Source organism: Actinomycetota bacterium (assembly GCA_041658565.1).
GTDB lineage: Bacteria > Actinomycetota > AC-67 > AC-67 > AC-67 > JBAZZY01.
Genome location: JBAZZY010000020.1, coordinates 1 through 14,354 on the forward strand (window position 1 = coordinate 1; position 14,354 = coordinate 14,354).

14 protein-coding genes are annotated in these 14,354 nt (G+C 65.1%); 1 reads left to right on the forward strand and 13 read right to left on the reverse strand.

Translation table 11 applies throughout. From position 1 onward, the window contains the following. From WDA27_10245 to WDA27_10280, 8 genes are all read right to left on the reverse strand, one after another. The coding region (locus WDA27_10245; GenBank protein MFA5891307.1) for a VWA domain-containing protein at positions 1-1,393 on the reverse strand (1,393 nt) is incomplete at its 3' end. Further along, complete coding sequence (locus tag WDA27_10250; GenBank protein ID MFA5891308.1) at positions 1,390-2,775, reverse strand: CpaF family protein; 1,386 nt, start codon at positions 2,773-2,775, stop codon at positions 1,390-1,392. The genes WDA27_10250 and WDA27_10245, both read right to left, overlap by 4 nt. Beyond that, positions 2,772-3,962 carry a P-loop NTPase gene (locus WDA27_10255; protein ID MFA5891309.1) on the reverse strand — a complete coding sequence of 397 codons (1,191 nt, stop codon included), beginning with the start codon at positions 3,960-3,962 and terminating at the stop codon, positions 2,772-2,774. Before WDA27_10255 ends, WDA27_10250 begins: the two co-directional genes overlap by 4 nt. 11 nt (positions 3,963-3,973) lie before the next feature. After that, the gene (cpaB, locus tag WDA27_10260; protein MFA5891310.1) at positions 3,974-4,783 is read right to left on the reverse strand and encodes a Flp pilus assembly protein CpaB; all 810 of its coding nucleotides are present in this window, start codon (positions 4,781-4,783) and stop codon (positions 3,974-3,976) included. 22 nt (positions 4,784-4,805) lie between these two features. Then, entirely contained in the window at positions 4,806-5,840 is a 1,035-nt protein-coding gene (locus WDA27_10265) for a hypothetical protein (protein ID MFA5891311.1), read from the reverse strand. Positions 5,841-5,863: 23 nt separating this feature from the next. After that, positions 5,864-6,310 (reverse strand): TadE/TadG family type IV pilus assembly protein, encoded by a 447-nt coding sequence (locus WDA27_10270; GenBank protein ID MFA5891312.1) that lies wholly within the window; start codon positions 6,308-6,310, stop codon positions 5,864-5,866. Between the two features lie 79 nt (positions 6,311-6,389). Further along, positions 6,390-6,611, reverse strand: coding sequence for a Flp family type IVb pilin (locus WDA27_10275; GenBank protein ID MFA5891313.1), 222 nt, complete (start codon positions 6,609-6,611; stop codon positions 6,390-6,392). Between the two features lie 55 nt (positions 6,612-6,666). After that, entirely contained in the window at positions 6,667-6,885 is a 219-nt protein-coding gene (locus WDA27_10280; protein MFA5891314.1) for a Flp family type IVb pilin, read from the reverse strand. A 253-nt stretch (positions 6,886-7,138) separates the two neighbouring features. Here WDA27_10280 and WDA27_10285 point away from each other — a divergent pair, with 253 nt between their 5' ends. After that, positions 7,139-8,155, forward strand: coding sequence for a DnaB-like helicase C-terminal domain-containing protein (locus WDA27_10285; protein MFA5891315.1), 1,017 nt, complete (start codon positions 7,139-7,141; stop codon positions 8,153-8,155). Positions 8,156-8,168: 13 nt separating this feature from the next. On the opposite strand, the gene WDA27_10290 is transcribed toward WDA27_10285, so the two are convergent. The 5 genes from WDA27_10290 to WDA27_10310 all read right to left on the reverse strand — a co-directional run bounded on the left by WDA27_10290 (position 8,169) and on the right by WDA27_10310 (position 14,273). Further along, the gene (locus tag WDA27_10290) at positions 8,169-8,813 is read right to left on the reverse strand and encodes a response regulator transcription factor (protein MFA5891316.1); all 645 of its coding nucleotides are present in this window, start codon (positions 8,811-8,813) and stop codon (positions 8,169-8,171) included. A gap of 17 nt (positions 8,814-8,830) precedes the next feature. Continuing rightward, on the reverse strand, positions 8,831-10,732 hold the full coding sequence (locus tag WDA27_10295; GenBank protein ID MFA5891317.1) for a GAF domain-containing sensor histidine kinase: 1,902 nt from the start codon (positions 10,730-10,732) through the stop codon (positions 8,831-8,833). A 318-nt stretch (positions 10,733-11,050) separates the two neighbouring features. Beyond that, on the reverse strand, positions 11,051-11,923 hold the full coding sequence (gene thrB / locus WDA27_10300) for a homoserine kinase (GenBank protein ID MFA5891318.1): 873 nt from the start codon (positions 11,921-11,923) through the stop codon (positions 11,051-11,053). After that, positions 11,920-12,984, reverse strand: coding sequence for a threonine synthase (gene thrC / locus WDA27_10305; GenBank protein MFA5891319.1), 1,065 nt, complete (start codon positions 12,982-12,984; stop codon positions 11,920-11,922). Before thrC ends, thrB begins: the two co-directional genes overlap by 4 nt. Then, on the reverse strand, positions 12,981-14,273 hold the full coding sequence (locus WDA27_10310) for a homoserine dehydrogenase (GenBank protein ID MFA5891320.1): 1,293 nt from the start codon (positions 14,271-14,273) through the stop codon (positions 12,981-12,983). The genes thrC and WDA27_10310 overlap by 4 nt, the downstream gene beginning before the upstream one ends. Positions 14,274-14,354: the final 81 nt, after the last annotated feature.

A 14,354-nucleotide genomic window follows, 5' to 3' on the forward strand; every position in this document is an offset into this window, starting at 1 on the left:
GAAACACCATGCCGCCTATGACTGCCAGCACGATTCCGAGCCACCAGCGCTGAAGCAACCCCACACCGACCAAAGCCCCGGCCGCCACTCCAGCCCCTTGCAGCACAACGAACTCAGAGGCCCGCAGCGGCCAACCCGCGCGATCCAGCCGCATCTGTAGACGCTCCTCGAAACCGGAACGCTTAGGTGCTCGCTCAACCAGGTGAACTGCGGTGCGCGCAATGGCGCTTCCGGCCAGCCCGTGACGCTCGTCGTCGGATGCGCCCCTGTTCCGCGACTTGGTCTTCGCACGCATGCTTCGCAGCAGGCGATCGCCGCCGCGCGCGCCCGGACGAGGCATCAACACCCCGAGGAGCAGGATGAGCGCTAGGAACACAGATCCAACGCCCACGTACAGTCCCGTGCGGCCGGCGAAAGCGCGGATCGGCGGAGCAGCCTCAGCATCGGGAGCAGAGATCGCCGGGAGCGGCGGTGGTAGTCCGGTCCTCGGGTTCAGTACGACGACCGAGTCGGACACCGAGAGCGCACCGGCTCGCAGCGTGACGGCGAGCTCGATCTCCTTGGTCCGCGCAGCGCCCGACTCGAACTCCAGCACGTATTGGGAAGCAATGTCCTTTGCCACCTGTCCGAACGCCGCTCCAAGTTGAGCCGACTGCCCGACCCGCAGGCTTCGCCCGCCGGTGGCGTCCGCGATCCTTGCAAGTGCCGTGGCGTCGAAGTCCGGAGTGACGAGCCCTACCGAGGTCACCGGCGCCGAGGCCCTCTTCGCTGCGGCGACCGACTGAGACAACGTCCGCACGCTGGAGGTGTCCTTGCCGTCGCTGAACAACACGATGTTGTGCTGCGCGGCAACTCCGGCCAGCCGCGTCGCGGCGAGCACGATCCCGTCGTACATGGCCGTGCCGCCCGAGGCGGTCAGCCCGCCGATGGCGCGCGCAAGCGCCCCGTGGTCCGCAGTGAGGCCTTGGCGCACCGATGCCCGCGGCCCAAAGGAAACAACCATCACGCGGACCCCGGCCGGAAGCAGCGAGACGAACCGTTTGCCGGCCGCCTTAGCGTCCACAAGCGGACCTCCCGCCGTACTTCCGCTCACGTCGAACACCAGAGCCACCGTCACCGGCTGAGCATGGGCTTCCAGCAGGGGCGTCACCGTCAGCGACGGAACCGCATCGCCCGCCTCAGTGACCGCGAATGCATCTCGCCCGAGAACAGCGTCACCGGCACCCGCAACCGACACGATCAGGCGCGCGTGACCGTTCTCGGAGAGAGCGGCCTCGCGGATGGTGACTGTCGCAGCCTCGACACCCACTGCTGGTTTGGCGAGAGCATAGATGTACGCCACCAACAGGAGACTGCAAACGAGTCCGGCGGTCGTCCGGCGTGACGGATTCATCGCCCCGATCCCCTCGCCATGCGCTCCGGCGCAAAGAGAGCCGCGTCGAGTTTGATTCCCTGATCGGCGAGGCGATCGACAAACCTCGGACGAAGCCCGAGCGACTTGATGTGCCCCTGGTGCCGCCCGGTCTCGTCCACTCCCATCCCCGTGTCGAACAGGAACAGATCCTGCAGCGTGATGATGTCACCCTCCATGCCGGCGACCTCGGTGACGTGAGTCATGCGACGGGAGCCGTCCCTCAGCCGGGCGAGGTGCACGATCAACTGCACCGCCGAACCGACCTGCTCGCGGATCGCGCGCACCGGCAAGTCCATGCCGGCCATCAGGCACATGGTCTCCAGCCGCGCAATGACATCCCGAGGCGAGTTCGCATGCACGGTCGAGATCGATCCGTCGTGACCGGTGTTCATGGCCTGCAGCATGTCCAGCGCCTCGCCGCCGCGGACCTCGCCGACGACAATACGATCGGGACGCATACGAAGGGCGTTGCGCACCAGATCACGAATCGTGACTTCACCGCGTCCTTCAATGTTGGGAGGCCGGTGCTCCAGGCGCACGATGTGCGGCTGCAATAGGCGAAGTTCCGCTGCGTCTTCAATCGTAAGGATGCGCTCATCCGACGGGATGAACGAGGACAGCACGTTCAGCGTCGTCGTCTTACCCGAGCCGGTGCCTCCGGAAACCAGGATGTTGATCCGGCCGCGCACGCACGCCTCAAGGAACAGTCCGACGGTCTCGGTCAACGTTCCGAAGGCGATCAGGTCTTGCACGTTGTACGGCTCCCGCGCGAACTTGCGCACGGTCAACACCGGACCGTCGATGGAGATCGGCGGGATTGCTGCGTTGACACGCGACCCGTCCGGCAGGCGCGCGTCCACGTACGGCTGAGCCTCGTCGATGCGCCGACCGACCTGCTCGACGATCTTGTCCATCGTGCGCCGCAAATGCGCTTCGTCCAGGAACCTCGCGACCGTCCGCTCAAGCTTCCCGTCGCGTTCGATGTAGACGGTGGATGGTCCGTTCACCATAACCTCGGTGACCGTCGGATCCCGCAAGAACGGCTCGATCGGTCCGTATCCAAGGATGTCATCCGTCGTCTCGGCAATCAGGCGCTGGCGGTCGGACGCCGACAACGGAGTGTCATCGTGTTGGAGGACCGAGGCCAATTCCTGTCGCACGCGGGACTCAAGTTGCTCTGCCGTCATCTGGGTGTCGTAAAGCTTCGGGCCCATCGCATGCAGCAATGCCTGATGGATCTTGCGCTTCAATCCGGCGAGCGAGTCGGGCGCGCGCCCCGAAGCCTCGTCCTCGCCCACTGCGTACAAGGGCGGGGGCCCGTCGTCCTGGCGCGCGCGCGACAGCCGTTCGTACAGAGTCATCGCTTCCTCCCAAGTTGAAACCGCCGCCCATTGGCTGGCTCGGCGACCGGCTCCCGCCGGAACTCCTCGATTCCTGCAGCAAGCTTCGACAACGCCAAGCTGATCGGCGACTTCGCGTCCTCGAGCACCAGGGGGGTTCCGCGGTTCACCGACAACGGCACGTCACGGCTGGACGGAATGCGAATGTCGACGCTTCTTCCGAGCGTCTTCTCGACCTCACGGATGTTGAGCCCCACCTTGCTGTCTGCACGGTTAAGGACCAATCGCACCCGGTCGGGATCGACGCCGAGCAGGCCCAGTGTTTGAAACGAGATCTTGAGATTCTTGATGCTCGGAACATCGAGCGTGGTCACGGACACCAGGATGTCACTCTCATCGATCGCCTGAAGCACGTGGTCGGTAAATGCAGGCGGCGTGTCGACAATCACATAGGCGAACTTCTTCTTCAGCATCCGCATTATCGTGAGCGCGGCGTCGGCCGACACCGTTTCGGCCAGCCCCGGCTCCAACGGCGCAGCCATCAGCGAAACGTTGGACCGGTGCAAAGTGAGATATCGAGCCAGCGCCTCATCGTCCAGCCTGTCGAGGTCCCGCGCCGCGTCGCAAATCGTCCGCGTGGGAAACAGTTGCAGCATGATCGCGAGATCCCCGAACTGCAGGTCCAGATCGAGCAGGGCGACCGGCCGGTCTCGCCGGGCGAGCAAGACGGCCAGATTCGAGGCAACAAAGCTCTTCCCCACCCCCCCTTTCGAACTGAGGACCGTGACAATCTTGTTGCCGTCGGACTTCTCGGAGGAGTGCCCGTTCGTCGAGCGCGTGCGCAATTGGCGCGACACATCTTCGGAGTGCGCGACGGCCTTCATAAGCTGTGCCGGCGTAAACGAGATGGGCAACACGTCACGAACGCCCGCCCGCAACGCGTCCTGCAGGGAGTCCGGAGTCAGGCGTTCGGCTACCAGGACGACGCTCACTTCCGGCGCCGTGATCTGAATCCGCCCGGCGAGCGCAAGACCCCCATCCACCCTGAGTCCCGGACCCAGAACGACGACGGCCAAATCCTGCCGCCCCTTTGCCAGGAGTTCATCGAACTCAGGGATCCGGCCCAACTCCAACACGTCGGACGTGGACGCCAACTGCTCGATTACCCGAGCGCGGAACGCACGGTCCGGATCAACGACAACAACCATCTCTTCTCCTCTCAGCGGAACAGGTTGGCCTTGGATCGGCCGGAGGTCTTCGCCGCGTCCTGTCCCTTGGGCAGCAGCGTGAAGTAGATCTGGCCCTCCATGACCGCGTACGCGATTCGCTCGGCGTCCGCAGGGCTCACAGCCAGCGTCAGCATGACCTGGCTCTGCGCAGCGTCTGCCTTCGCATCCTTGTCGGTAGTTGCGGCGGCTCCGGCGACATCGCTTCCGACCGCAAGCACCTGCACGTCCTGGAGCAAGAAGTGCACCACCGTTACCGGCAATGCGGCAGAAGACGCCGCGCTCGAACGATCCAAGAGCGACGAGCTCAGGCGAGCCGCCTGGGCACCGGTCACGTCGATCTTCGCGATGACCGACACGTGGTCGCCCGGCTGCACGAATCCGCCAACGGCCGGCGGGATGTCGGTCTGCACCGTGACGGCCTGGCGGCCGGCGGGAATCGGAAGAAGCCCCGATGCCTCGGCCACAGCCGCGAACCTAGCTGCGACGATCTGCTCTCCCTTGAGAATGGTCACCGTCGCCACCTGTCCACGGATCTGCTCGAGAGTCGTAATCGCTCCCTCAGCAAGGACCTTCCGAGGAATCGATGTCTTCGCAATCAAGCCCTGCGACAACGCCGAATCCGCCGACGTATCTGCCGGGATGTTGTCTTTGGCGACGAAGGCCGTCACCGATTCCACCCCGGCAAAGGCCTTGGTTTCCAGCCCGCGCATATACGAGATGAGCGCCATCGTCGCCAGCGCGGCAAGCAGCACCGCAAGGACGAGCGCCGCGGTTCGCTTGTGGATCGAAATTGCAGACACAGCCGGCCTCCCTTTGTATCGGTCACAGACAGCGCACTGCGGCGGAAACAGGGTCGTGGTCCACGGCGCAAATGCGAGCCCCGTAGACGCCTGTGTCTCGCCCGGTCGCGGTGCAGCAGTTTCCCGTCACCGTGACCTTGGTGAATTCGAAGTCGAAGTAGCGAAGGGCCTCAGGTCCGGTCACTCGGAAGTTGCGCAACTTCACACCGAGAAATGCGAACACCCTGTAGCGAACATTTCCCCCCTGAGACACGGCGGTATCGAATACCACGACCGTGAACGGTTCACCTGAGTCGCGCAGCGTGCTCAGGGTGCTTGAGATGCTTCCACCGGAGGACCCGGTGTCCGCCTGACACGAATCGCCGGAAGCCCCGTCGGCGTTGCAGTCGTTTACTCCGACCGTTCCCGGATACCCATTGAGCAGCCAGCTAACGAGGTCCGAGTTCGAGTTGGAACCGCCGTCGAAGTCCATGAACCCCCAGTTCCCCGGAGATCCCGTCCCGCAAGCCGTCGGCTGGTCCTTCGTGTACATGATGCGGTGAACCCCGGCGGACGGATGGATCCCGAGATCGAGGCCGAGCTTCAGGTATCCCTGCACGTGGGCGTTCTGCAGGCAGATGCCGATCGGCCGCAGCCCCTCGACCTCGCTGAGCAGTCCCCACTCCGCGGCGGACATGGAATACGCCGACTGCTGATCCAGCCCGAGAACGCCGCCGAAGCGAACGGCCGCAGGCTTCCGCGCCTCGACCGTGACGTAGCCGCTTAAGCCCAGCGCGTCCGACGTCACATTGCAGTCGATCGGCTGCACGTCGCTCCCGGCATTCGCGACTAGCAGGTCATTCCAGTTCTGACACGCGGCGGCAGGACCCAGCAGTGCAGCCGTCCGAGCCTCTTGCAGTGCGGTGGCGTCGGTCGCGGTGATGATGTTGCGACGAGTCTGCCACAAGTTGCCGGCGTCAACGCTCAGCGTTAGCGCCGCCATGAGCCCCACGAGCGAAACGGCGGTAACGACCGCGCTGATTCCACGTTCTTCTTGCCCGACGCGACGAATTCGCATGACCCGCCGCCTCCCCTCATGACTCACTCGCATCTGAATTCACCATCCCCGGTCACCGTCACTGCCGGCGACTTCCACACCGGAATTTGAATCAAGGCTCGGTACTGAACCGACACCCGCACGGTCTGCCCCGTTCGCAGATTGCACGGCTGAAACGCTCCGGATCCCGTCGGCGTGATCGCCACGCATCCCTGACCCACGGCCAGGGCACCGGGGCAGCCGACCTGGATCGCCGAGCCGTCCACAATGCTTACGGAGTCGCGAACTCGTGTGACGATGTCGTCCACAGTCGCCTGCGGCAGCGAGCCGGTACGCGCGCCCTCGCGAGCCGCAGCCTGAACGCCTTGGTACTGGTTGAACGCGATCCCGAACTGGATCGTGCCGAAGAGAATCATGAACAACAGCGATGCAACAATCGCGAACTCCACCGCTGATGCTCCTCGTTCTCCGCGGAACGACCGTTCGTCCATCACGTTCTCCTTTCCCACAGTCAGCGATACTCCGGACGGCTTCGGGCGGGCATCCCCGCCCGAAGCCGCTCCCGGCGGGCTAGGACCCGCAGCCGTTCGTCTTGGTTCTGATCGCTTCCGCCGTGCAATTGAACGTCGAGCTGGCCTGCTGGCCTAGGGTCATAACCGCGACGATGATGACCGCGGCGATCAGTGCCACCATCACGCCGTACTCCACGGCCGTCGCCCCACGGTCACTCTTGACCTGAAGGCGAGTTGCGAGCCACGTCCCCGTGAAGCGCGCCAAGCGAATAATGCGCATGCTTTTCACCTCCTTCTTAACTCCATCACGGCCACGCAGCTCAGGCGTTCGCGCCTCAGCACTTGGTGGCTCCCTTGTCTCCGATAGAAGTCGCTGTGCAATCGAAGGTCGACTCAGCACGGTTCCCCAACGCCACGACACCCAAGATGATGACCACTGCGATGAAGACGAGCATGATCGCGTACTCCACCGCGGCCGCCGCGCGCTCGCTTCGCAAGTTGCATCGACCGACAACCCACGGCCCCAACATGCGCAGGCTTCGAATCGTCAACATGAGGGCCTCCGGTAGGGAGCGATCACTGGATTGGTCATGTGGCCACGATACGGACGCCGCATTTCCTCGTCATGAGGCCTGCGCCCCGAATCGAATCGTCGATCGTCCTCAGTCAACCGGGACGAATGTCCTATTCACTTGGCGCCGATATGTATGCACAATCCATTGCTAGACATTGGTGCGCACTCGGAAGACCACCGTCGATCGGCCAACCTGCCGTCGACCTGCGCCCACATAGTGGAGGCGAGAAGACATGTCACAGGCTGCCAACTCCGCGGGCCACGCGCCCGCCGCGCCGCGCACGGTCGCCGGACTCATTGATGACCTGCAGGATCAGGACGTCGCCCTCGCGCGCGAGCTGATTCCCATCCCGACCCATTTCGAGCCGCTCGACCACGCGCTCGGCGGAGGACTTCGCGCAGGAGAACTGATGGTCGTCGGAGGACCTCCGGGTGTCGGCAAGACCATCGCAACGCTGCAATGGGCCCGCTCGATCGCAATGGCCGGCGGCACGGCGATTTACGCTTGCTACGAACACGACGAAACCGCGCTGCTTACGCGACTTATCGCGCTGGAACTCGGCGAGTTGCCTCGCTACGACGGCGACGAACACATCGAGCGTTTGCGGGAGGGGTTCCGCGACGTCGCAGAGGGACGTGCGCGCCTCGCCGACGTCCTGACGCGCGAGGAGTTCGTTCGCCGCGCCTACGGCCGAGTCCGAGAGTATGCCGAGCGGCTGTGGCTCGTTCGGTGCTCCAGCGTGCGCACCGGCGTGCCGGCCCTCGAAGAGATGGTTGAGCAGCGCAAAGACGACGTCACGGTCCTATTTGTCGATTACTTACAGAAAGTGGCGCTTCACCCGGAGTCCGCCGACGACGCCGAGAAAGCCACCCGCGTGGTGGAGGCGCTGAAGGAACTCGCCCTCAGCCACCGGATTCCCGTGGTGGCCGTGGTGGCCGGCGACCGAGACGGGCTGTCCGCTCGCCGTGTCCGACTGAACCACCTCAGCTCATCGGCCGCGCTCGCGTACGAGGCCGACGTCGCGATCATCCTGAACGACAAGACCAGCGCCGTGTCCAAAGTCCACCTCGCATACGACACCGTTCGGGCGAAGACGTTCAGGGACTACACCGTATTCTCGATCGAGAAGAACCGGGGCGGACCTGCCACGCTGGACCTGGAATTCCGCAAGGACTTCGTCTACTTCCGCTTCAACCCGTCCGGAGGTCTGGTCGCAGAGCGGCTCGTGGATGAACGGTACGCGGAGTAGCGGAACTGCTCTCTCAGCCGGTTCCCACCGCAACCAAGCCCCGCCGGTACGCCTCGGCGACTGCCTGGGCTGCAGTCTGAACCTCCAGCTTCGCGTAGATGTTCGTGAGGTGGTTCTTCACGGTCTTCAGCGAAACGAACAGCCGCGTACCTACCTCGGCCGGCCGGGCACCGGAAGCCAGCAAGTGCAGGATTTCCAGCTCGCGCCCGGTGAGCGCGGTGCCCGACCCGCGTGAACCGGCGAGATCGATCACTCGCCGCGCAATCGCCGGACTGAGGTAGGAGTTCCCCTCCGCAACGGTTTGCAACGCGAGGATCAGCTCAGCAGTGGACGCCGTCTTCAAGATGTACCCGTCGGCGCCGAGGCTAATGGCTCGGGAGATGCTGGCGTCGTCGTCGTGCATCGTGAGGAACAGGATCCGCACTCCGGGGGACGACGCGCGAAATCTCTGAGCGACGTCAAGGCCGCTGCCTCCGGGAATAGCGATGTCCAGCAGGATCACGTCCGGCTTCACCTTCAGGGCCTCGTGAACGGCTTCATCTCCTCGCGATGCCTCGCCTGCGACTTCGAACCCATCCTCCGCACCTATGGTCTTCACCAGACTCTGACGCAGCAAGGTGTGATCTTCAACCACAAGGACGCGAGTCATGGCCTTCATCTCCCCATCGCACGCCGTCATGCCGCACCAACGCTTTGAATAGAGCACAAGACCTCGACTCGGGTCCCGCCTCCCTGCACTCCGGACACCGAGATGCCGGCGCCGATTCGCGCCGCGCGCTCCCGCATCGCCGTCAACCCGAGACCGTTCCCCATCCCGGCACCATCCGGCATCCCGACCCCGTTGTCTTCGACCGCGAGACGAAGCCTCTCGCCGCTCGCCGAAAGGACCACGCGAATCCGGGTCGCCCGGGCGTGACGCAATGCGTTCGACACCCCCTCCTGCGCGATGCGAAACACCTCCGCCTCGACCTCGGGACGAACATGCACCGGACCGACGGCATCGAACAGGATTTCAGGGCCGCCGATTCCGCGCAGATCGCGCAGGTATGCGCCCAACGACCGCGCAAGTCCGTCCGTCGACACCGGCGAACGCAAACCCCCAATCATCCCCCGCACATCCTCACCGGCTCGATCCACCACGCGAGATAGCCGGTTGATCGCCGACCGAACATCTTCGTCGGCGATGCCTCCGTACCGCGACATGAAGTCCAACTCAAGGCGGAGATGCGTAAGCGCCTGTGCGACACCGTCGTGCAGCTCGCGCGCCAGCCGTCGTCTTTCCTCGTCGATCGACAGTTCCCGTACGCGCCCGAACAACTGAGCGTTCTCGATCGCAACGGCGGTTTCGTCGGCCAGTTGTTGCACGAACATGCGATTCCGCTCGTGGTGAGCCTCGTCCGGACAAGCACACACGATGACCCCCAGCAGGACTCCATCACGACGCAGAGGAGCAAAGACATAGCAGTCGTGCGCACCGAGCGACTCGGTCCGCTCCGGCGGCAACGCCGCTCCCGGGATGAATCCCGCCGCGTGCCACTGAAGCGGCTGAAGGGACATCGTCTCCGCCCAGCCGGCGAGTACCTCCGGGCGCGGGAAGCCAAATGAGGACGCGATGCCGAAGTTACCTGCGTCACTGATCGCGATGAGGCCGGCCGGCGCGCGCAGCACCTCGCGCACCTCGGACATGACCGCCGAAGCGATCGCCCCTACCTCGAGACTCTCCGGAACGGCGCGCGCAATCCGGTAGAGGGTGGACAGAACGCGGTTGGCCTCGGCGAGCGTCTCCATCCCCTCAGGGTCCGACGCGCGACGAACGCTGCGCGCCAGTCCGCCGGCCAGACCCCCCAGCACGAACGCGACGCACCAGGCCGCCGCTTCGTATGCGTGCAGCGACCGGGCAAAGACCTGCGAGCCGATGTCGTACATGGCTCCCGACGCTGCCAGAGCACCGGCGAAGGCACCGCCCGCAACGCCGTACGACACTCCCGCTCCGATGACGGCGACAAGAGCGAACGGCGCATAGTTGCTCGCAAGGCCACCGGTCAGCCCGACCAGGATCCCGCCGATCACGACGTCGGCCGCAGAGGCTGCGCGCGCCGGTCGGATGAAGATCCGCAACGCCACGTACGCAAACGCGACGGCGAGAATCGTTCCCCGCCAGCGCCCCGCGCTGCTCGAGGTCAATTCCAAGACGGCGGCCAGCGCGACGGCGCCGATGCGCGCGGCGTCCAACGCCCAGGGCGGACGCGACCGGCGCTGAATCGACTCGGCCGGAGCCTCCTCCACCCCAAGCGCGCGCCGGATCATTCCACGCACTTCGGACGGCAAGTACGGACGGATCAGCACGCCGACAACGCCGTCGGGCGGCGACTCCGCGTCTCCCGGCCCTTGTCGGACGCCGATCACTTTGGTCGCTCCCGGCACCGCGGGCGCGTCCCTCCGGTCCAGATCTACCAAAAGGACATCGGGCGGGGATGTCGCACCGGTACCGGCCCCCTCGAGCACCTCTTCGACGACGGCCCTGGGGAACAGCCGCTGAACAAGGAATGCAAGATACGGATCGGGATCGGCAATCATGATTCGAAAGGAACCGGGCGAAAGAGGCGCTACGGGCGCGCGGGTGGCGAGCAGTTCTACTCCAGCCGACTCGTGCACGGACACCGTCCCTCCAGAAGTCGGTCAACCGCCTGCGCCGCGACCCTAAGCGTCCTTCGAAACGAGTTCGGCGCCTCAGAGGCCGCGAGCGACTTCGATATCACACGTCAACCATGGTCGCCCACGCGGCATCTCCGGCCAATAGCACGAAACTATCAATAGGTATCCGGCCCGTCGTCGTCACGACACCTGTGCATTTGCGCGATGCGCAAGCGCAGAAGGAGGTTTTGCGGAGTTCGGCTAACGGACTTCGGCGCGCGCACCACTCGGGTCAATCCGTGCAACCCGGACATCCCATCCCGGCTGCACGATCGAACGCGCGAACTCGGCGGCAGCGTCGGCCGCGGCTTCCTCAACGAAGGCGGCCACGCTGGGTCCGGCACCGGACAGAAAAGCCGCAATCCCCCGATCTCGCAGCGCGCGCACGACCGCCGCTGTGGCGGGCATCAGTTCAAACCTGCTCGGTTGATGCAAGACGTCCTCGGTTGCAGCAAGCAACACATCGGTCGACCCCGTGGCGAGCGCCGCAACGAGCACGCCGGTGTGCGCCAAGCCTGCTACGGCGTCGGCGCGCGAGACTCTCGGCGACAGTGCCGCGCGCGCAGCCTCCGTCGACATCGCCTCGGACGCCACACACATCAACACTCGCAGCCCCGCCGGAGGATCGATTCGAACCGTCTGAAGACCCGCCGTCGCGGTGACCCCGCCGAACAAGCATGGCGCGACGTTGTCGGCGTGGCCCTCGATCGCGACCGCAAACCGGAGCAGATCCTGATCGCTGAGGGCGATGTCGCACAGAACTCGTCCCGCCACCAGTCCCCCGATGATTGCCGCCGCGCTCGAGCCGAGCCCCCGGCCGAACGGGATCGCGATCCGCTGATGAATGCGGACAAACGGCACCTCGCCGGTCACCGATGCGATCGCTTGAGCAACAAGGTTGGATCCGTCGGTCGGCACCGCCTGCGCCCCGGGGCCTTCAGCGGAGATCAACAGCGCCGGCGCGCGCTCGACGATGATCTCGTTGTGCCGGTCGAGCGCGAGTCCCAGACAGTCAAACCCGGGGCCTAGGTTCGCAACCGTCGCGGATACGCGCACCGCGACAGCGTCGGTCACAATCCCAACTCCCGCGCGGCGATGTCGGGGTCGGGAGGAATGACGATCGGCTCGGGAGCCCCTGCGATCGCCCAGTCGGGGTCCTTGAGTCCGTGGCCCGTGAGCACGCAGACAACGGTCGTGTCGGGCGCGATCAATCCTTCGTCGGAAAGGTGCAACAGGCCGGCCACCGACGCGGCCGAAGCCATCTCCACGAAGACACCCTCACGCGCGAGCATCCGGTAAGCCACCAGGATGTCGCGGTCACTCACCGCGCGGATCGCGCCCTCAGAATCCCGCGACGCCTCGAGCGCCTGCTGCCAGGACGCGGGATTGCCGATGCGAATCGCGGTCGCAATCGTCGAGGGCTTCTCAACGGGATGACCGAGCACGATCGGCGCGGCACCGGCGGCCTGGAAACCGAACATCCTCGGCAGAAAGGTGATGTCGCCGGCGTCGCGCGCCTCGCGGTACCCGCGCCAGTACGCCGTGATGTTCCCGGCGTTGCCGACCGGCATGACGTGATAATCGGGCGCGCGCCCCAGCGAATCGCAGACCTCGAATGCCCCGGTCTTTTGGCCTTCGATCCGGAAAGGATTGACCGAGTTCACCAGCGTGACCGGATACCGCTCGACCAGATCGCGCGCCATGTTCAGCGCTTCGTCGAAGTTCCCGGCGACCTGCAACAGGCGCGCGCCGTGCACCAGCGCTTGGGCCAGCTTCCCGAGAGCGATCTTCCCCTCGGGCACCAGCACCACGCAATCGATCCCGGCCTTCGCTGCATACGCCGCGGCGCTCGCCGAGGTGTTCCCCGTCGAGGCGCAGATCACAGCCCTCGCGCCCTCTTCGAGCGCCTTGCTGATCGCCACCGTCATTCCGCGGTCCTTGAAGGACCCGGTCGGGTTCGCACCCTCGTACTTCAAGTAGACGCGCGCGCCGGTGCGCTCGGAAAGCGGACCCGACAAGATCAGCGGCGTACCCCCCTCGCAAAGGGTGACCACCGGCGTGTGTTCGGACACCGGCAAGCGATCGCGATACTCCTCGATCACGCCCCGCCAGACACGAGACCCCGGCCGGCTCACGCCTCCCCGCCTTCGACGCGCATAACGCTGGTGATCTTAGTGACGTCGTCCAAACCCTTCAGCGTTCCAAGCGTCGCCTGCAAGTCCTTCTCGAGAGCGCGGTGGGTGATCAGCACCAACTGCGCCTGGTCACCGGTCCCTTCCTGCCAAACGCTCTTGATCGACACGTTGTGGTCACCGAAAGCGTGCGCGACCGTTGCAAGGACGCCGGGCCGGTCGGCCACGTTCAACAAGATGTAGTACTGGGAGTACATCGCCTCGATCGGGCGGATCTTCTTGTCGGTGTAGCAGGTGCAACCGACGCCGCGTCCGCCCGAGATGATGTTGCGCGCCACGTCGATGATGTCGCCGACGACGCTCGTGCCCGTCGGCCCCCCGCCGGCGCCGCGCCCGTAGAACATCAACTCACCGACGTTCTCTCCTTCGACGAAGACCGCGTTGAAGTTCTCACGAACGCTCGCAAGGGGGTGGTGGTTCGGGACCATCGCCGGGTGCACGCGCACTGCGATCTCGCCGTCTTGCTGCTCGGCGATCGCCAGCAGTTTCACCGTGTACCCCAGCCGGCGCGCGAATGCGATGTCCTGCGCAGTGATATCGGCGATGCCCTGGCGGTATACGTCACCGGACACCACACGCGCGTTGAACGCGATGCTGGCCAAGATGGCAACCTTCGCGGCAGGGTCGAAGCCCTCGATGTCGGCGCTCGGATCGAGTTCGGTGTAGCCCAAGCGCTCCGCCTCGGCCAGCGCCTCACCGAACTCCAGCTCCTCTTCCTCCATGCGCGTGAGGATGAAGTTGGTCGTCCCGTTGACGATGCCCATCACCTTGCGAATGCGTTCGCCGGCCAGCGACTCCTTCAGCGGGTGGATCAGAGGAATCCCCCCGGCCACCGCCGCTTCGAAATACAAATCGAGGCCCTTCGCGTCGGCGGCCTCAAAAAGCTCCTGCCCGAGCGAAGCGAGCAACTCCTTGTTTGCGGTGATCACGGGTTTGCCGTTGGCAAAGGCCTCAAGGATCAGCGATCGCGCAGGCTCGATTCCGCCCATGACCTCGACGACGATGTCGACGTCGGCCCGGTTGACGACTTCGTGCGCGTCGGTCGTGAACAGCGCCTCGGTCCCGGAAGGGACGTCCCGATCCTTGCTCAAGCTCCGCACGGCGACGGAAACAACCTCGAGATCCGCGCCCACGCGGCGGCGGATGTCCTCAGCGTTTGTCGCCAGCATGCGCAGCGTTGCCGAGCCGACGATCCCGCATCCAAGCTGGCCGATTCTCAGTGTCTTGTTCATCGCCGGCCAATGATACCGGCGCGGAGGCAAGGCTTCCCTCGTGATACGCGGCGGCCGACCTGGGCCTTGGCGGTCGGGCGA

Bases quoted from the DNA above. Each gene is read 5' to 3' on its own strand.
- WDA27_10250 (MFA5891308.1), bottom strand. From the start codon at position 2,775: ATGACTCTGTACGAACGGCTGTCGCGCGCGCGCCAGGACGACGGGCCC.
- WDA27_10255 (MFA5891309.1), bottom strand. From the start codon at position 3,962: ATGGTTGTTGTCGTTGATCCGGACCGTGCGTTCCGCGCTCGGGTAATC.
- WDA27_10265 (MFA5891311.1), bottom strand. From the start codon at position 5,840: ATGCGAATTCGTCGCGTCGGGCAAGAAGAACGTGGAATCAGCGCGGTC.
- WDA27_10270 (MFA5891312.1), bottom strand. From the start codon at position 6,310: ATGGACGAACGGTCGTTCCGCGGAGAACGAGGAGCATCAGCGGTGGAG.
- WDA27_10275 (MFA5891313.1), bottom strand. From the start codon at position 6,611: ATGCGCATTATTCGCTTGGCGCGCTTCACGGGGACGTGGCTCGCAACT.
- WDA27_10280 (MFA5891314.1), bottom strand. From the start codon at position 6,885: ATGTTGACGATTCGAAGCCTGCGCATGTTGGGGCCGTGGGTTGTCGGT.
- WDA27_10285 (MFA5891315.1), top strand. From the start codon at position 7,139: ATGTCACAGGCTGCCAACTCCGCGGGCCACGCGCCCGCCGCGCCGCGC.
- WDA27_10290 (MFA5891316.1), bottom strand. From the start codon at position 8,813: ATGAAGGCCATGACTCGCGTCCTTGTGGTTGAAGATCACACCTTGCTG.
- WDA27_10295 (MFA5891317.1), bottom strand. From the start codon at position 10,732: ATGATTGCCGATCCCGATCCGTATCTTGCATTCCTTGTTCAGCGGCTG.
- WDA27_10310 (MFA5891320.1), bottom strand. From the start codon at position 14,273: ATGAACAAGACACTGAGAATCGGCCAGCTTGGATGCGGGATCGTCGGC.